Origin of the sequence: Microbacterium sp. cx-55 (genome assembly GCF_021117345.1) — a bacterium.
Taxonomy (GTDB): Bacteria; Actinomycetota; Actinomycetes; order Actinomycetales; family Microbacteriaceae; genus Microbacterium.
Genome location: NZ_CP088261.1, coordinates 336,050 through 354,091, shown reverse-complemented (window position 1 = coordinate 354,091; position 18,042 = coordinate 336,050). Strand labels below are relative to the sequence as shown.

Annotated in this window: 15 protein-coding genes; 4 read left to right on the top strand and 11 right to left on the bottom strand. The window is 70.5% G+C overall.

Going from position 1 to position 18,042, the window contains the following annotated elements; all coding sequences use genetic code 11:
- Positions 1 to 132: 132 nt before the first annotated feature.
- Entirely contained in the window at positions 133 to 1,548 is a 1,416-nt protein-coding gene (locus LQ938_RS01630) for a cation:dicarboxylate symporter family transporter (protein WP_223722326.1), read from the bottom strand.
- A gap of 136 nt (positions 1,549 to 1,684) precedes the next feature.
- Between LQ938_RS01630 and LQ938_RS01625 the strand changes: the two genes are divergently transcribed.
- Positions 1,685 to 2,959 carry a sensor histidine kinase gene (locus tag LQ938_RS01625; protein WP_223722325.1) on the top strand — a complete coding sequence of 425 codons (1,275 nt, stop codon included), beginning with the start codon at positions 1,685 to 1,687 and terminating at the stop codon, positions 2,957 to 2,959.
- Positions 2,956 to 3,639, top strand: coding sequence for a response regulator (locus LQ938_RS01620; protein ID WP_223722324.1), 684 nt, complete (start codon positions 2,956 to 2,958; stop codon positions 3,637 to 3,639). Before LQ938_RS01625 ends, LQ938_RS01620 begins: the two co-directional genes overlap by 4 nt.
- Positions 3,640 to 3,680: 41 nt before the next feature.
- Here the strand turns inward: LQ938_RS01620 and LQ938_RS01615 are convergent, their stop codons facing one another.
- A complete protein-coding gene (locus LQ938_RS01615; protein ID WP_223722323.1) occupies positions 3,681 to 5,054 on the bottom strand; it encodes a pyridoxal phosphate-dependent decarboxylase family protein in 1,374 nt (457 codons plus the stop codon).
- 183 nt (positions 5,055 to 5,237) lie between these two features.
- Here LQ938_RS01615 and LQ938_RS01610 point away from each other — a divergent pair, with 183 nt between their 5' ends.
- A complete protein-coding gene (locus LQ938_RS01610; protein ID WP_223722322.1) occupies positions 5,238 to 5,510 on the top strand; it encodes a hypothetical protein in 273 nt (90 codons plus the stop codon).
- Between the two features lie 16 nt (positions 5,511 to 5,526).
- Here the strand turns inward: LQ938_RS01610 and LQ938_RS01605 are convergent, their stop codons facing one another.
- From LQ938_RS01605 to LQ938_RS01570, 8 genes are all read right to left on the bottom strand, one after another.
- A complete protein-coding gene (locus LQ938_RS01605; RefSeq protein WP_223722321.1) occupies positions 5,527 to 6,420 on the bottom strand; it encodes a DUF808 domain-containing protein in 894 nt (297 codons plus the stop codon).
- A 58-nt stretch (positions 6,421 to 6,478) separates the two neighbouring features.
- Complete coding sequence (locus LQ938_RS01600; protein ID WP_223722320.1) at positions 6,479 to 7,600, bottom strand: glycerate kinase; 1,122 nt, start codon at positions 7,598 to 7,600, stop codon at positions 6,479 to 6,481.
- Complete coding sequence (locus tag LQ938_RS01595; RefSeq protein ID WP_223722319.1) at positions 7,597 to 8,622, bottom strand: LacI family DNA-binding transcriptional regulator; 1,026 nt, start codon at positions 8,620 to 8,622, stop codon at positions 7,597 to 7,599. The genes LQ938_RS01600 and LQ938_RS01595 overlap by 4 nt, the downstream gene beginning before the upstream one ends.
- Positions 8,619 to 9,503, bottom strand: a complete 885-nt coding sequence (locus LQ938_RS01590; RefSeq protein ID WP_223722318.1) for a sugar phosphate isomerase/epimerase family protein — start codon at positions 9,501 to 9,503, stop codon at positions 8,619 to 8,621. The genes LQ938_RS01595 and LQ938_RS01590 overlap by 4 nt, the downstream gene beginning before the upstream one ends.
- On the bottom strand, positions 9,500 to 10,699 hold the full coding sequence (locus tag LQ938_RS01585) for a DUF993 family protein (RefSeq protein ID WP_223722317.1): 1,200 nt from the start codon (positions 10,697 to 10,699) through the stop codon (positions 9,500 to 9,502). The genes LQ938_RS01590 and LQ938_RS01585 overlap by 4 nt, the downstream gene beginning before the upstream one ends.
- On the bottom strand, positions 10,696 to 11,910 hold the full coding sequence (locus tag LQ938_RS01580) for a Gfo/Idh/MocA family protein (protein WP_223722316.1): 1,215 nt from the start codon (positions 11,908 to 11,910) through the stop codon (positions 10,696 to 10,698). The genes LQ938_RS01585 and LQ938_RS01580 overlap by 4 nt, the downstream gene beginning before the upstream one ends.
- Positions 11,911 to 12,177: 267 nt before the next feature.
- Positions 12,178 to 12,816, bottom strand: a complete 639-nt coding sequence (locus LQ938_RS01575; protein ID WP_223722315.1) for a ThuA domain-containing protein — start codon at positions 12,814 to 12,816, stop codon at positions 12,178 to 12,180.
- Positions 12,813 to 13,883: a substrate-binding domain-containing protein gene (locus tag LQ938_RS01570; protein WP_223722314.1), complete on the bottom strand. Its 1,071-nt coding sequence runs from the start codon at positions 13,881 to 13,883 to the stop codon at positions 12,813 to 12,815. Before LQ938_RS01570 ends, LQ938_RS01575 begins: the two co-directional genes overlap by 4 nt.
- Positions 13,884 to 14,068: 185 nt before the next feature.
- Between LQ938_RS01570 and LQ938_RS01565 the strand changes: the two genes are divergently transcribed.
- Complete coding sequence (locus tag LQ938_RS01565) at positions 14,069 to 16,924, top strand: glycoside hydrolase family 9 protein (protein ID WP_223722313.1); 2,856 nt, start codon at positions 14,069 to 14,071, stop codon at positions 16,922 to 16,924.
- 53 nt (positions 16,925 to 16,977) lie between these two features.
- On the opposite strand, the gene LQ938_RS01560 is transcribed toward LQ938_RS01565, so the two are convergent.
- A complete protein-coding gene (locus LQ938_RS01560) occupies positions 16,978 to 18,018 on the bottom strand; it encodes a hydroxyacid dehydrogenase (protein WP_223722312.1) in 1,041 nt (346 codons plus the stop codon).
- Positions 18,019 to 18,042: the final 24 nt, after the last annotated feature.

The following is an 18,042-nucleotide window of genomic DNA, read 5'->3' as shown; positions in this document are numbered from 1 at the left end:
TCTGTGGCGCGCGAGCAGGAAAGTAGCGCGCGGACGAAGGGAGAGCCCCGGATGCGGTGGGGGACGCATCCGGGGCTCTGGACGGGGCGGGGTCAGCGCGGGGTCAGCGCGGGGTCAGCGCGGACAGCGGCGTCAGCGCACAGACACGGGCACCGGCGCGGGCGTCGCGGATGCGGGGGCCTCCGGCGCAGCGACCGCAGCCCCGCCGCCGTGGCTGTCGCCGTTGAGCGTGGCCTCGTCGAACGGCGACTCGCCGCGGAACACCCGGCGGGCCTGCGCCGCGTCGAACTCCTTCGTCCAGGTGCCGATCAGAACGGTGGCGACGGCGTTGCCGGTGAAGTTCGTGATCGCGCGCCCCTCCGACATGAAGCGATCGATACCGACGATCACGCCCACGCCGTCGACCAAGTCGGGGCGGTAGGCCTGCAGTCCGCCGGCGAGGGTCGCAAGGCCCGCACCGGTAACACCGGCCGCGCCCTTCGAGGCGATCACCATGAACAGCAGCAGACCGATCTGCTCGGGGATCGACATCGGCATCCCCATTCCCGACGCGATGAACAGCGACGCCATCGTCAGGTAGATCGCCGTGCCGTCGAGGTTGAACGAGTACCCGGTGGGCACCGTGATGCCCACGACGGGCTTCGAGACGCCGAGGTGTTCCATCTTCGCGATGAGCCGCGGCAGCGCGGACTCCGACGATGACGTACCGACGATCAGCAGGTACTCGCGGGCCAGGTACTTCATCAGGCGGAAGATGTTGATGCGGGCGACGGCGTAGAGCATCGTGCCGAGGATGCCGAAGATGAACACGGCGCAGGTGATGTAGAACGCGATCATCAGCACGCCGAGGCTCACAACCGCGGCGAACCCGGTCTTGCCGACGACGGCCGCGATGGCGCCGAACGCACCGATCGGGGCGAGCCACAGGATCATGCCGAGGATGCGGAACACGAGCGCCTGCAGGTTCTTCACCGCGTTCATGATGGGCTCGGCCTTCGTACCCATCTGCTGCAGCGCGAAACCGACGAGCAGGGCCACGAGCAGCACCTGCAGCACGCTCTCGCCGGTGAAGGCGGAGAAGAGCGTCGTCGGGATGATGCCGAGGATGAACTCCTCCGTCGTCTTCGCCTCGGTGGTGGTCGCGTCGTACGTCGAGTTCGCCATGTTCAGCCCCTCACCCGGGTGGATGAGGTTGCCGACGACGAGCCCGATGGCGAGCGCGAACGTCGTCATGACCATGAAGTACAGGAGCGCGAGGCCACCGATCTTGCCGACCGTCGCGGCCTTCGCGATCGAGCCGACACCGACGACGATCGTGCAGAAGATGATGGGGGCGATCATCATCTTGATGAGCGAGACGAAGCCTTTCCCGACCGGTTCGAGGCCCTTCGCGAAGTCGGGCCAGATCAGGCCGACGGTCACACCGAGCACGACCGCGACGATCACGGCGACGTACAACCAGGTGTGCTTCTCCCAGCGGCCGATCCGTCCGCGCAGCGAGAAGCTGGGGAGCGGGATCGTGGTGGTCTTGGGCAGGCGCGGGGCCATGGTTGCCTCCAGGTGAGTCGAAACTTCGTTGTTCTCGTGGGCACCATCGGGGTGACCTCTCACCCGGTACTGTGGGCCACGAATACCGCTGCCCCCCGGTTGCGGTCGTATTGGTCACAGCGAGGTGAGGACGCCCATGGCGGTATCACCGCGGCAGAAGAGCGCCGCATCCCGCGTGTTCTTCGCGTTCGTCGGGTCGGTGCTCGCGATCACCGCGCTGCTCGTCGCGGTGCTCGCGTTCCAGGTGCAGACGACCGAGCGCTCCACCGCCGAGCAGCTGACCCTCGCCGTCGCGCGCACGATCGCGGAGATGCCCGAGGTCGCGTCGGCGGTCACGACGGGCACGGATGCCGACGCCACCGCGTCGCTGCAACCGATCGCGGAGCGCATCATGGCCGAGACGCCGATCGACTTCGTGACGATCATGACGACCGAGGGCATCCGGCTCACGCACCGCGATCCGGCCGAGATCGGTAAGCCGTACATCGGCACGATCGGACCGGGCCGGGAAGGGCGGACCCTCACCGAGGAGGCGGAGGGCACGCTCGGTCCGTCGCTCCGGTCGGTCGTCCCGATCGAGCAGGACGGCCGGGTCGTCGCCCTGGTCTCGGCGGGCATCACGCTCGGGAGCGTGGGGGCGGGCGTGCTCCGCCAGGTGCCGTTCGTCGTGGTCATCGCCATCGCGCTGGCCGCCGTGGGACTCTGCGCCGCATGGATCGCGGGCCGCTTCACCCGGCGCATCGCCGGCGACCTGCCCGCGAGCGCCGTGCGCGACGCCGTGTCGTCGTACGAATCGGTGCGCACCCTCGGCGAGGCGCTGCACGCGCAACGCCACGAGCACGCCAACCGGATGCATACGGCGGTCGCGTTGATCGAGCTCGGCCGAGGAGACGACGCGATCGACCTGCTCACCGAGACCGCACGGACGAGCCAAGCCCTCGCCGATCACGTCGTCGCGCGCGAGGGCGACCCGACCGTTGCGGCGCTGCTGCTCGGCAAGTCCGCGCAGGCCGCCGAGCGGGGCATCGACTGGACGGTCGAGATGCAGCCGGCGATCCCGCGGACGGCGCTCGGCGCGGTGGACGCGGTCTCGCTCGTGGGCAACCTCGTCGACAACGCGATCGACGCGGCCGCATCCGGATCCGAACCCCGGTGGGTGCGCGTGGAGATGGCGCAGACGCCGGACGGGCGCATCGCCCTCACGTTCATCGACAGCGGCGACGGCGTGCCGCCCGCGCTCCGCGAGCGCATCTTCGAGCACGGGTTCAGCACGAAACCCGCCGGTGCCGACGGTCGCGGCGTCGGTCTCGCTCTCGTGCGGGCGATCGTCGACGCGGCCGGCGGCTCGCTCGAACTGAGCGCGCACCCGACGACGTTCCGGATCATCCTGCCGGCCGAGGAGTCCGCGTGATCGGGGTGCTGATCGTCGACGACGAACGACTCACCCGCGAACTGCACGCGAACTTCGTGGCCCGCATCGACGGTTTCGCGGTCGTCGCCGAATGCGCGGGCGCGCGGGCCGCGGTCTCCGCGGTGCTCGACGCGCGCGGGCCCGAGGCGATCGACCTCATCCTGCTCGACATGACGATGCCCGACGGGCACGGCCTCGACGTCGCCCGCCACATCCGGGCCCGCGGAGTCACCGTCGACATCATCGCGATCACGGGCGTGCGCGACGCCGAGGTCGTGCGGCAGGCGGCGGCCCTCGGGGTCGCCCAGTACCTCATCAAGCCGTTCACCTTCGCGACATTCCAGGACCGCATGGTGCAGTACGCGGCCTACCGGCAGAAGATGGCGGATGCCGCCGGGCCCGCCACGCAGGCGGAGATCGACGCGCTCTTCGGCGCGCTTCGACCGACCGTGGCCGAGGCGCTCCCCAAGGGGCTCTCCGCCCCCACCCTCGACCGGGTCGCCGCCGCGCTCCGCAACGGCGGGCCGTTCTCGTCGCGGGAGGCGGCCGAACGGCTCGGGATGTCGCGCGTCTCGGTGCGCCGATACCTCGAGCATCTGGTCGGCATCGGCCGCGCCGAACGCGACGCCCGCCACGGCACCCCCGGACGGCCCGAGACCGAGTACCGCTGGATGCGGTGATGCGGTGATGCGCGCGCGTTGACCGCGCCGCATCCGCTCGCTCACTCCTCGCGGAGCTCCCGGAGGAGCGCGACGAGGTCGGCGATGTCTTCGGGGCCGGTGCGCCACGACGACACCGAGATACGGAACGCGGGTTCGCCCCGCCAGACGGTGCCGCCGAACCAGGTGCGTCCGCTGGCCTGAGCGGCCGCGAGGATGCGGGCGGTCGCGGCCGGGCTCTCCGCCCGCACCAGCACCTGATTCAGCACGGGACGGTTCAGGACCGTGTATCCGCTCGCCCGGAGACCGTCGGCCGCCTGCCGCGCCAGCGCCACCGACCGCTCGATCTGGGCGGCCACACCACGCCGGCCGAGACCGCGCAGCGCCGCCCAGATCGTCACCCCGCGCGCCCGCCGCGAGAACTCGAGCGTGCGGTTCATCTGGTCGTCGGCGGTCGCCGCGGAGTACTCCGCGCCCGCGTGCATCGCGTGCACGAGCGCCTCACGATCGCGCACGATGACCGCGGCCGAGTCGTACGGCGTGTTCAACCACTTGTGGCCGTCGACCGTCCACGAGTCCGCGCGGTCGACACCGGCGGTCAGTTCGCGGTGCGCCGTCGCGCGTGCCCAGAGACCGAACGCGCCATCGACATGCACCCAGCCCGCCGCATCCCCGCCCGCATCCATGATCCGGTCGAAGGGATCGAACTCCCCCGTGTTCACCTCGCCCGCCTGCAGGATCAGGATGGTGCGGGCATCGATCTCCGGCAGCCGCTCCGGGTCGATCCGCCCGAGGTCATCGGTCGAGGCGAACGTGACGGAGTCGAGTCCGAATCCGAGCACGCGAAGCGCCTTCTTCACCACGACGTGGGTCAGTTCGCTCGCGACGACGCGCACCTGGGGCGCCTGATGGAGTCCGCGCTGATCGAGGTCCCACCCCGCTCGGGCGAGGACCGTTCGCCGCGCGGCGGCGAGCGCCACGACGGTTCCGGACGCCGCGCTGGTCGAGAACCCGACGGCGCTCTCCCGCGGAAGATCGAGGATGTCGAGCATCCACTCGCCCGCGACGGCCTCGATGGCCGCGAGCGCGGGACTGCCGGTCGCCGAGGAGGCGCTGTTGTCCCAGGCGAGCGCGAGCCGGTCTGCGGCGGCCGCGACCGGCAGCGTCGCGCCGATCACGAAGCCGTAGTAGCGATGACCGTTCGTCTCGACCGCGGCCGCCGACCCCACCCGATCGAGCAGGTCGATCGTGGACTCCGCACCGTGGCCCTCTTCCGGGAGCTGCTCGCGGAACGCGTCGAGCCCGGCGATCGCGGTCGCATCCGGGTACACCGGGCGCGTGCCGATGCCCGCGATGTAGCGGCGTGCGCGTTCGTCCGCGTCTCGAAGGACCGCCAGTTCGTGGGCGCGGTCGGTGGCGTCATCCGGGGTGCTCATCCCGGCAGTCTGCCGTGCCGCTCGCGCGCGGGGCCCAGACCAATCACGCGTCCGTGGCCTGGAGACGGGCGCCGGCCCGCATCTCTCGACGCACGTCGAAGAGCGCAGTCGCGTTCGCTGGGTAGCTTCGGCTGCACGCCGAGGGGTGCCGGAGACACCGACGACCCCCGAAAAAGGAGCATCATGTCCGCCGAGGAACTCACCGAGAACCACCGCAACACGCTCTATCACCTGGAGCAGCATCCGACCTCGCACAACCTGGAGTGGCACGACGTCGTCGCCCTCCTCCGCGAGGTCGGCGACGTCACCGACGAGCACAACGGCACGGTGAAGGTCACGATCGGCGATCAGGTTCTGCATCTGTCGCCTCCGCGCCATAAGGACATCGACGAAGACCTGGTGCTGAAGATCCGGCGGGCGCTCCGGGATGCGGGGTATTCCGCCGCGGAGAAATGAGCGGATGCCGGCCCGGTCAGTGCGCGGCGGCGTCCGACTTCGGTCGTGACACCAGGCGCGTGATGCCGGTGATGATCCCGACGATCACCAAACCGAGCGCGAGACCGAAGACGGCCGAGAGCGCGGTCTCCACGATCCAGACGATGACCGGGCCGGCCACCTCGATCGCGTGCGTCACGGTGTGGACGACGTCGTGCGGACCGTGCCAGAACGTCTCGGAGAGGTTCTCGATCACGAGGTGCCCGCCGACCCAGAGCATCGCCACGGTGCCGATGATGCTGATCACGCGGAAAACGGTCGGCATGGACGCGACCACGCGCACACCGGCGCGGCGCACGCGGCGGGACGGGCTCTTCATGAACCGGAGGCCGATGTCGTCGATCTTCACGAGCAGCGCCACCGCGCCGTAGACGAGGGTCGTCATCGCGAGACCGATCACGAGGAGCGCGCCGAGCGTCATCCAGATGCCGAAGTCCGCGTCGAGGCTCGCGAGGGCGATCAGCATGATCTCGGTGCTGAGAATCAGGTCGGTCCGGATGGCGCCGAACACGAGCTTGTTCTCGTCCCGCGGGCCGTCGTCCTCTTTCGCATGGTGCACCCCGAACCACTCGAGCACCTTCTCGGCGCCCTCGAAGCAGAGGAACCCGCCGCCGATGATGAGCAGGAACGGCAGCACCCACGGCGCGAACGCCGTGAGCAGCAGGGCGATCGGGATGATGATGATGAACTTGTTGACCAGGCTGCCCAGCGCGATCTTCCAGACGACCGGCAGTTCGCGTGCGGGTGTGATGCCCTGCACGTACTGGGGCGTCACCGCGGCATCGTCGATCACGACACCCGCGGTCTTCGCACTCGCCTTGAGGGCGGCGGTCAGGATGTCATCGACAACGGCGAGCAATCCGACCGACATGTACTTCTCCTCGGGGTGGGTGAGGGGCCGCCGCACCGACGCGTCCCCACACCGAAGGCTACCGAACCGCAGCACGTGCGAGACGACGCCCGGCCTCTGCCAGCCAGTGCTCCGGGCGACGCATGGCCTCCTCCGCGCTTCCCGCGATCGCGCTCAGCGAGAGCGTCGCCGCGAACGCCGATGTGTCGGCATCCGCAGTGATCCGGCCGGCGACGAGCGCGACCGGTGACGCCGACCGGGCGGCGATGAGCGCGGGCACCTTCCCCGCGGCCGACTGCGCATCGAACGATCCCTCGCCCGTGACGACCCATGCGGCAGAGGCAGCGGCCGCGTCCACGCCGATCAGGTCGGCGACCGCCGCCGCCCCCGGCACGAGCTCCGCGCCCCACGCCGCGAGAGCGAATCCCACTCCCCCGGCGGCGCCCGCACCCGGGGCTCGCGGATCGAGGTCGAACAGGGCCGCGTACCGCCGCAGCGCATCGTCGACGGCCGGCAGGTCCTGAGGCGCGAACCCCTTCTGCGGCCCGAAGACGTGCGCGGCGCCGCGTTCGCCGAGCAGCGGATGCGTCACGTCCGTCAGCACGACGACGCCACCGGGCGGCGCGGCACGCACCGGTGTCAGGTCGATCGCCCGGATCGCGCCCAGGCCCGCGGCACCGCGGGTGCCGGGAGAGTCCGCGTCGGCCGTTCCCACATCGATCCGCGCGCCGAGCGCGGCCAGCACCCCGGCGCCGCCATCCGTCGACGCGCTCGACCCGATGCCGAGCACGAGCCGGGACACCCCGTGATCGAGGGCCGCGGCGATCGCGACCCCGAACCCGAACGACGACGCCGACCAGGGGTCGAGATCGCGACCGAAGAGCTCGATCCCCGCCGTCGACGCGAGATCGACGACGGCCGTCCCCCCGGGCGCCGCGGGGTCCGGCGGCAGAAGCACCCACGAGGTCGACACCGGCCGCAGACCGGGAGCCGGAGCCGGCACGACGACGGGGATGCGCCGCGCACCGGGAACCGCGTCGAGGAACGCCGCGGCGGTGCCCTCGCCGCCATCCGCCATCGGCCGGAGCACCGCGTCGACATCCGGATCGACCTGCCGCCATCCGGCGGCGAGGGCACGAGCGGCGGCCGCCGCCGAGACCGAGCCCTTGAAGCTGTCGGGGGCGAAGACGACCCGCATCATCGCCGGTCCGGAGTGCTGCCCCGCAGGACGACCTCGGCGGGAGCCGCCGACGGCGGCGCCGAATCCTCCGCGAGGGCGAGGCGCAGCGCGGCCGCGCCGATGTCTTCGAGCGGGATGCGGACGGTGGTCAGTCCCGGCGTGACGTCGCGAGCCATTGGGATGTCATCGAAACCCGCGACGCCCAGGTCGGCCCCCACCTCGCGGGCCGCCGCCCGGATGGCCGCCGCAGCACCGATCGCGACGACGTCGTTGGCGCCGAACACGACGGTGCCGGGCGCCGGATCGCTCTCCAGCACGGCGCGCATCATCCGCTCGCCGTCGTCACGGGTGAACCCGCCGCGGTGCAGGTCGATCTCGCCGCCGCCCGGCACGAATCCCGCCGCGAAGCCGCGCACCCGGTCATCGGAGGTGCGCAGGCCCTCGGCGGCGCCGAGAACGACGGCGCGGTCGTAGCCCCGCGCACGCAGCGCACGCGCGAGCAGCCGCGCGCCCTCCTCGTTCGCGACGGGCAGCGCCCGCATCCCGACATCGCCCGACCCGAGTGCCACGACCGTGCACCCGGCGTCCGTGAGCGCCTCGACCTCGCGCCGCAGGCCCGGTGCGGGTTCCGATCCGAACCGCGACCCCGCGAGGATGACGGCGCGAGGGCGCTGACCGCGGAGCACGTGCAGAAGGTCCTCCTCCTGCCGCGGGTCTCGCCCGGCGACGGCCACCATGACGTGCAGCCCCTCGGCTGCAGCCGCCGCGGTCACCCCGGCGGCGATCTGACCGAAGTACGGGTCGGCGATGTCGGCCACGACGAGCGAGACGATGCGGGCAGAACCCCGCGCGGTCGCCTGGGCCAGAAGATTGGGCGCGTAGCCCAACTCGTGCGCGGCGGCCAGCACGCGGTCCCGGTACGAGTCCGCGACGATCCGCGTCGAACCGTTCAGCGCGCGCGAGGCGGTCGCCAGCGATACGCCCGCCCGGCGGGCGACATCGTCGAGCGTCGGAGCTCGTCGAGCCGGATGCGGGCCGTTCACGCCCGCGAGTCTACGGGCGGGCGCAGGTTCGGTGAGATCACGGCGCCGAAGCTCTCGGCCACGCGCCGGGCCACTGTGGCGGGCGCATCCGCCCAGATGTCGGCGTGGAAGAGCTCGACCTCGATGTCGCGGTCGTATCCCGTCGCCGCCACGGCACGGGTGAGTGCGGCGAAGTCGATCACGCCGTCACCCGGATAGTGGCGGCTGAGCAGCACATCGGCGGGCAGCGGCGTCTTCCAATCGCAGACCTGGAAGGTCGCGATGCGCCGCTCGCGACCGGCGCGGGCGATCGAGGCGAGCACGTCCGGGTCCCAGAAGATGTGGAACGTGTCGACGGTGACGCCGACGACCTCGGGGGCGAAGTCGGCCGCGAGGTCGAGCGCCTGCCCGAGCGTCGACACGACGCAGCGGTCGGAGGCGAACATCGGATGCAGCGGCTCGAGCGCGAGGGTCACCCCGGCGGCCTCGGCGTGCGGCGCGAGCTCACCGACCGCATCGCGAACGCGTTCGCGGGCCCCCGCGAGATCCCGGGACCCCGCGGGGATCCCGCCCGCGACGAGCACCAGGACCGGCGTCGACCCGGCGGCCCCGGCCGCCGCCAGGGTCGCGGCCTCCTCGATCGCGACGAGGTTGTCGGCGAGCGACGCGCGTCGCTCCGGGCCCTCCGGCATCGTGAAGAAGCCGGCACGGCAGTGCGTGCTGAACCGGAGTCCGGAGTCGGCGAGCATCGCGGCGGCGGTCCGGAGACCCACCTCCTGCACGGGCTCGCGCCAGAGCCCGATGGCGCCGATCCCGGCGTCGGTCGTCACGCGGAGCGCCGTGGCGAGGTCGGCGTGACGGATCGTCGCCTGGTTGATCGACAGTCGCGGGTCGACGGTCATGCGTCCACTCCGTTCAGCGCGAGCAGGCCGTGCCAGCGACTCACCGCGAGCTCGGGCTGTTCGAGCGCGTGCGCGGCGTTCGCGAGCTCCACGATGCGCGACAGGTGCGGAAGGCTCCGTGCCGAGTGCAGCCCGGCGACCATCTGGAACGCGGGCTGGTGACCGTTGAGCCAGGCGAGGAACGCGACGCCCGTCTTGTAGAACGCGGTCGGCGCGGCGAACACCTGACGGCTGAGCTGCTCCGTCGGGGCGAGCAGCGCGAGGTACCGGTCGGGGTCGCCCGCATCCAACGCCTGGATCGCGGCCGAAGCGATGGGCGTGATGGCCGCGAAGGCTCCCAGCAGGGCATCGGAATGCTGGCGCGATGCGCCCGGGTCGCGCGCCGGCTGCGGGGCGCCCGGCACGTCGGCGCCGCCGATCAGCCCGACGTAGTGGAAGTCGTCGCCGGTGAACATGCGCACGCCGTCGGGCAGCCGCTCCCGCACGGAGACCTCGGCGGCGGCGTCCAGCAGACTCATCTTCACCCCCGCAATGCGGTCGGCGTTCTCCTCGATGACCTGTCTCAGGACGTCGGATGCGGACCGCCAGTCGTCCGCGCCGAAGTAGCCCGCCAGCGACGGGTCGAAGGCGGTCCCGAGCCAGTGCAGCACGACCGGGCCGGACGCCGCGCGCAGGACGTCGCGGTACACCCGGCGGTAGTCGTCGGGTGATTCCGCGGCACGCGCCAGATGCCGTGAGGCCATCAGCACCGGGGCTGCGCCCTGCTCTTCGGCGAAGTGGAGCTGGTACCGGTAGGCGTCTGCGACCTCGCGCAACGGAATGTGCTCGCTCTCGACGTGGTCGGTGTTCACCCCGACCACGACCGAGCCGCCCTCTTCGCGCGCCACCTGCGCCGAGCGGGCGATCAGTTCGCGCGTCGCGACCGCGTCGAGCCCCATGTTGCGCTGTGCGGTGTCCATCGCGTCCGCGACCCCGAGGCCCCAGGAGTAGATCATCCGCCGGAACCCGAGGGTCGCGTCCCAGTCGATCTGCGCCGGCCGACCGGGCGTGTTGTCGCCGTGGCGGAGCGGTACGACGTGCGCGGCGGCGTACACGACGCGACTTCGAAGCACGCCGGAGGGGCGGGTGTACGGCGGCGGTTCATTGAGGTTCTGCCGCACGAGGGCGCCGTCAGCACAGAGGAGCGTGAGCGTCATCGCTCGCCGCGCTGCCTGTCGAGGGCGAGCGTCGGCAGCTCGATCCGCCGACCCTCGCGACTCGAGCGCAGACCCGCTTCGGCGAGCTGTACGCCCCGCGCTCCGGCCAGCAGGTCGAACGCGTAGGGGGTGTTCGACACGTACGACGCGAGGAACTCCTCCCACTGCTGCCGGAAGCCGTTCTGGAACACGTCGTTCACGGGAACGTTCTGCCAGTCGGCGTCGTAGTCGTGATCGTCTTCGAGGTCGGGGTTCCACACCGGCTTGGGGGTGGCGGTGCGGTGCTGGATCTTCGCGCCGAACAACCCGACCACCGCCGATCCGTGCGTCCCGTCGACGTGGAACTCGACCAGCTCGTCGCGGTTCACCCGCACCGTCCACGACGAGTTGATCTGCGCGACGATGCCTCCTTCGAGTTCGAAGATGCCGTAGGCGGCGTCCTCCGCCGTCGCGGCGTACGGATTCCCGTTCTCATCCCACCGCTCGCCGATGTGCACGGCGGCCTGCGCGTAGACCGAGGTCACCCGACCGAAGAGGTTCTCCAGCACGTAATTCCAGTGCGGGAACATGTCGACGATGATGCCGCCGCCGTCCTCGGCGCGGTAGTTCCAGCTCGGCCGCTGCGCGCGCTGCCAGTCCCCCTCGAACACCCAGTACCCGAACTCGCCGCGGACGGAGAGGATACGGCCGAAGAAGCCGGAGTCGATGAGTCGCTTGAGCTTCTGAAGCCCGGGGAGGTAGAGCTTGTCGTGCACGACGCCGGTTCGGATCCCGGCATCCGCCGCGAGTCGCGCCAGGTCGAGAGCGTCGTCGACCGACTCTGCGGTCGGCTTCTCGGTGTAGATGGTCTTACCGGCGGCGATCGCCTTCCGGAGCGCCGCGGAGCGCGCCTTCGTGACGAGGAAGTCGGCGTAGATCTCCCACCGCGGGTCGGCGAGTGCGGCGTCGAGGTCGGTGGTGTAGTCGGCGATTCCGTGGCGTGCGGCGAGCTCGGCGAGCTTCGCCTCGCTGCGCCCGACCAGGAGAGGCACGACCGTCACCCGCGTGCCGTCGGCGAGCTCGATGCCGCCCTGGTCTCGGATCGCCAGGATCGATCGCACGAGGTGCTGGCGGTACCCCATGCGCCCGGAGACGCCGTTCATGATGATGCCGATCTCCCGCACCGGGACGGAGCGGGACGCGACGGCGGGAGCGAGTGTCGACGATGACATGGCGTTTCCTTCGGAGATCAGGGCGGGTAAGCGCTTTCCACCCTGGCACGGGAATGCGCTTTCCGCCACCGTGAGGTCGCGCTCGTGAAGAAAATCTCCGGTGGCGAGAACAGGGTCGTTCGGCGTAGGCTCGTGTCATCTGGATGATAATGCGTATTATCATCCAGATGCGCGGATCATCGTCGACTCGCGCTCGCTTCGGAAAGGCACAACGACGTGACGACGCACCCTTCCGCCGCCGTGGCCGCCGCGGCGCGTGCGCCTGCCTCAGCGCACGGCGGCCCAGCGGGCGAGCCGGCGCAGCAACTCGCGCACGGCGGGCGCGTCGTACGCCTCCGCGTCGTGCCCGAGCGCGTCGTAGGCCGCCCGCACTCCGTCGCGGTCGATCGTCCAGACGACCGGATGCGGCTCCCCGCCGTGTTCCTGCACGTACAGCACGCGCACCCCGTCGCCCACCCGCAGCCACGAGTAGGCCTCGTCGCTCGTGCGCAGCGGATCGATGCCCTCCGTCAGCGGATCGGCGACGACGGCGCGGAGCTCCATCGGGCCGCGCTCCGGATGCATCGTGGTGCCGCGCACCCACCGACCGCCGAGCCGCGCCTCCCAGCCGTCGTCTTCGGGCAGGAGCGTGGCCGCCACGTGCAGCACGAGCAGTCCGCCCCGCAGCCCGTCGAGGGCGGAGGCCAGGAGCGGATCGAGCGGATGCGGCTCCGGGCCGCCACCGGCGTTCACGACGAGCAGATCCGCATCCGGCAGCACCCGTGCGAGCGCGTCGACCCGGTCGACGATGTCGACGTCGAACCCGTCCGCCCGCAGCACATCGGCCACAATCGCGCTCGTCTCGGCGAACGGATGCCAGGGGTCGACGTAGTCGCCGCCCCCCGAGAAGACGACCGCACGCGTCATGCGGGCGGCGCCGTCGATGCCCGCAGAACCAGGCGAGGCTCGACATGCAGATGAAGCGGAGGCTCCGCGCTCGGCTCTCGAATGAGGTCCAGCAGCATGCGCGTCGCGAGGGCGCCCACCCGCCGCCGGTCGGGCGCGACCGCCGAGATCGGCGGGTCGGCGTGCGCCGAGACATCGTCGTCGTAAGCGACGATCGACAGCTTCTCGGGCACCGCGAGCCCCCGCGAGCGCGCGTTCTGCAGCAGCCCGAACAGCGAGTTCTCATCGCCGTGGCAGAACAGGGCCGTCGCCCCCGTCCGCTCGACCGCGTCGAGGACGACATCCGCCGCGCCACGGTCCCAGCGCGGCCCGGCGCCGAGCTCATCAGGGCCGAGGATGCTGCTGCCAGGGTCCAGACCGAGCCGCTCGAGCGCGTCCCGCCACCCGCTTCGCGCAAACTCGGAGCTCTGCGAACTGCCGCGACTCACCATGAGGAGACGTCGGTGTCCGAGATTCGCCAGATGTTGGAGGGCGGCGAAGACACCGCGTTCGTGCGCCGAACGCACCGACGGAGCAGAACCGAGGCCGCCTCCCGGCGTCTCCCGCTCGACGAAGACCACGGGAACCGGAAGCCGGGCGAGCATGTCGAGGAATCCCGGCGGCGCCACCCGCTCGGACACGGTCGGCACCCACAGGAGACCCGCGACGCCGCTCGCGACCAACTCGTCGATCAGGCGGTACTCCTCCTCGAGGTCGTACTCGGAGATCACGAGCTTCATTTCGCCGCCGCTGGCGAGAACATCGTCGATCCCCTCCACCACGTAGCGGTAGTAGTACGAGGTCGGCATCACGACACCGATCGCTCCCGTGAACGGCAGCGTCGACGACTGGCCGGGAAGGGGCCGATCGGCGCGCAGCATGGCCCCGCCGCGCACCTTCTCCAGGATCTGGTCGGCGACGAGCGAATCGAGATCGCGCCGGATCGTGACGTGCGAGACGCCGAGGTCGTCGACGAGCGCAGTGATGCGCACGGCTCCGTCTTGCTGCGCGCGACTCAGAATGCGCGCGCGACGTTCGGCAGCGAGCATCGCGGTCTCCCTCCACAGCGGACTACGACCCTCAGCCTAACGTCGACGCTCGTTCCTGATCATCAGGACTCGAAAATGAGATGTGTATTGCGGTTTCGTTCGTTTACTTGCGGATCTGTGACATTGACGTCGATACTGGCTCGCGTCGCCGGCGATGACGCCGCGACATCCCCTGAGGAGGAGCCATGGCTCGACGACGAGTGACATCCATCTGGCGAGGAGCAGCCATCGCGACCGCGGTCGCCGTCGGCGGGGCGGTGATAGCCGCGCCCCCGGCCGCAGCCGCCACCGTCGAACGGGTGGCCATCAGTCAGGCCGGGTACGACGCATCCGGGCACAAGGTCGGCTCGGTCATCACCGACGGCGCTCTTCCCGGGTCGACGACGTGCCGCATCCTGCAGGGGTCCACTGTCGTGGTGCCGAGCTGCACCCTGCTCGACCGCGGCACGGTGTGGGGCGATCGCGTCTACGTGGTCGACTTCACCACGCTGACCGCGGTCGGCGACGACTACGCCCTCGAGGTGAGCGGCGTGCTCTCGCCCCGGTTTTCCGTGACCGAGAACGTGTGGGCCGGTTATCTCGACGAGATGACGGCGTTCTACCGCCTGCAGCGCTCCGGTGTCGCAACGGCCGACGCCTACCCCGCGGGATACAGCAGCATCGCCCCGTCCGAGAAGATCTTCCACGGGCCGGGCCACCTCGACGACGCCGCATCCGCCGACGGCACGATCCACTACGACCTGACCGGCGGATGGTACGACGCCGGCGATTACGGGATCTACGGCGGCAACCAGTGGGTGGGCGGCAACATCGCCATCACCTACCTCCGATACGGCGACACCGCCGAAGTGGCCTTCGACAACGACGACAACGGCGTCCCCGACCTCGTCGACGAAGCCCGGTTCGGGAGCGAATACCTGCTGCGGATGCGAGACGCCTTCGACGGCGCGTTCTGGGACATCAAGGGCAGCGGCGGTTTCCAGCATCCGGATGCGCACACCGACGGCATCGTCGGAACGGCCGATGATCGGCGCATCTCCGGCTATGGCGTCGGCGGATCCGCGAAGGCCGCGGGCTCGCTCGCGGCGACGGCACGCGCGATCGAGAAGGCCATCGCCGACGGAAAAGTGCCCACAGCCGACGTCGCCGAGTGGCAGACCTTCGCGGCGGAGGCGGAAGAGGGAGCGGTCGCGTTCTACCAGTACGCCGATTCGCACCGATCCGATCCGATCGGCGGCTACTCCACGACGCGCGGCGGGATCGCCAACTCGCTCCTGTTCGCGGAGGTCCAGCTGCACCTGCTCACCGGCGACACCGCCTATCGCGCCTCGGCGGAGACGACCATCGCGGCGACCGAGTACTCGATCCTGTCGAGCACGAACTACTGGGACATGGGGCCGCTGTCGATGGCCGAGCTCTATCCCGCGGCGACCGCAACGGGAAAGACCGCCATCCAGCGCTACCTGAAGAAGCAACTGGACTACTTCCTGTCCACGACCGACGACACCCCGTACGGGGTCGTCAACCAGTTCAAGAACTTCGGCGTCAACGAACCGCACATCGGCTACGTGGCCGACGCGATGCGCTACTACGAGCTGTTCGGCGACCAGCGCGCGCTGAAAGCCGTCCAACGGGGTCTCTACTGGGTCTTCGGAAACAACCCCTGGGGCACGAGCTGGGTTTCGGGCGTGGGTGAGAACTCGGTGAAGTACCTGCACACCCGCCTCGACGAAGAAGCGCAGAGCCAGAGCGGAACCGGCGTCGTGCTTCCCGGGGCGCTCGTCAGCGGGCCCAACGCCAAGGACCCGCTCGATGTGCGGAGCGCGAGCCCCTGGTACGCCGATCGCCCGGTGTGGCAGGACAGCGGCCAGCAGTGGCGGTACAACGAGTACAGCGTCAGCATCCAGAGCGGATTGTTCTCGACCCTGTTCGGGATGACCGCGATCGGCGACGCCGCGTGGTCTGCAGGTACCCCGCCGACGGCCCTGAACGTCACCTCGCCGCAGATCGGCGACGCCGTGACCGGAGACGTCACCGTCTTCGCGCAGAGCGGATCATCGCTCACCCAGCACGCCCTCGGCCCGAACTGGACGCCCATGACCGCGGCGGGTGGCGTCTCCACCGGCACCGTCAACGTGGACGCGCTCGCCCCCTTCACCACGACGAGGGTCGACGTGCGGGGCACCCAGGCCAGCGGCGCGAACTCGTACTCGTCGACGCATTACACCGTGGCGCCCCCGCTGCCGAACCCGGAGAGCCCGCTGTTGTACGACGGATTCGGGCGGGACGGCGTCTTCGGGATGCAGGGCTACACCTGGGTCAACTGGTACAACAACCACGCCGGTGTCGGGACGGCGAGCAATACCACGGTCGATGGGCGGACGGCCGCACGGCTGTTCCAGAATCCGGCCTCGGCGATGTCGCAGGCCAAGTTCCAGCCCTGGCACCATTCCATGGATGCCGCCGGGTACCGCTACCTGACGGTGACGATGCGCTCCCCCTCCCCCAACCTGAGGCTGCGGATCGAAGTGTCCGACGCGGACTCGAACCATCGGGTGACGGGCACGACGCCCATTCCGATCGCGACGGGCTGGACGACCTACTCGTTCGACCTCGACGCGTTCCCCGGGCTGGATCCCTCCCAGGCGAAACTGGTGTTCTGGCTGCAGCAGACCGCCGACACGGACGGCGAGCTGTTCGTCGACGAGGTCAGCTTCACCAACCAGCCGAGCGGCACCGCCCCCACCCTGTCGGGTGTCTCCCACACGTCGGGCACGCTGACGACCGGCACCGATGTCACTGTGCAGGCGACCTACACAGACCCCGACGGTGAGGCGCCGCATGCGGTCGAATTGGTGCTCGACGGGGTGATCCACCGCATGAGCGCGGTCGATCCCGCCGACACCGACGTGACCGACGGCGCCGTGTACGCCGTCACGCGCCGCTGGGTGAAGGGCGTGCACAGTTACGACGTGCGAACGACCGACACCACGTCGGGTGTGGTCACCACGCCCCTCGTCACCGGGGTCGTGGTCGGATGACCGCGCGCGCGGGGGCGGGCCGCTTCGGCGGCTCGCCCCCGCGCGTTCCCTTCTCAGGCGATGATGCCGAGCGACGCACCGTCCACCCGGTGCCGGGCGGGCACGCCCTGCACGAGGGATGCGAGGTCGTCAAGCGCCGAATCCGCCAGACGCATCGTCTCGGCGTGCATCGCACCGGCGACGTGCGGGCTGAGCACGATCCCGCGGGTGTCGAAGAGCGGGGAGTCGGCCGGAAGCGGCTCGGGATCGGTGACATCCAGCACCGCGCGCAGCATCCCCGCTCGGCACCGGGCGATCAGGGCCGCGGTGTCGATGAGCGAGCCGCGCGCCGTGTTGATGAGCACGGCGTGGGGCCGCAGCATCCCGAGCCGTCGCGCGTCGAGCAGGTGACGCGTCTCGGGCAGTTCGGGGGCATGGATCGTCACGACATCGCTCTCGCGCAGAAGATCGTCGAGCCCCATCAACCGTGCGCCGACGGATGCGGCGGCCGCCGCATCCGCATGGGGATCGGCCGCCAGAACCCTCATCCCGAAGGGGCGGAGAAGCTCGGCGACCCGCCGCCCAACCCGCGACAGACCGATGATTCCCACCGTTCCCCCGAACGTGACGGCCGGCGGGATGGCGTCTCGCCACGCGCCGCCGACCTCCCTCGAACGCGCATATCCGTCGATGTAGGCGGGAACCCGCTTGGCCTCGAGCAGGATCGTGGCGAGCGTGAACTCGGCCACCGGGATGGCATTCGCGTCTGCGGCGCTCGTGACCACGACCCCGGAACCCCAGAACGCCGGAGCGAGAAGGTGCTTCACCGAACCGCCGGTGTGGATCACCCCGCGGAGCTTCGGCGCCGCCGCCAGGACGTCCGCCCCGAGCACCGGCCCACCCCATCCGGTGAGCAGGTAGTCGACATCGGCCAGCCGCCGACGCGCGGCGAGGCCGTCGAGGGAGTCCAGGCGAACCGGGTCATCGACGCGCACGAGTTTGTGGAGTCGTCGCAGCCGAGCGTCGTCGAAGAGATCGTCGAAAGCGCGCGCTCCCATGAGCAGCATCGCCGACGGCCGGTGGGCGGCGGTGTCTTCGGTGACGGATTCGGCCATGCCGATGAGCGAACCACACATCGG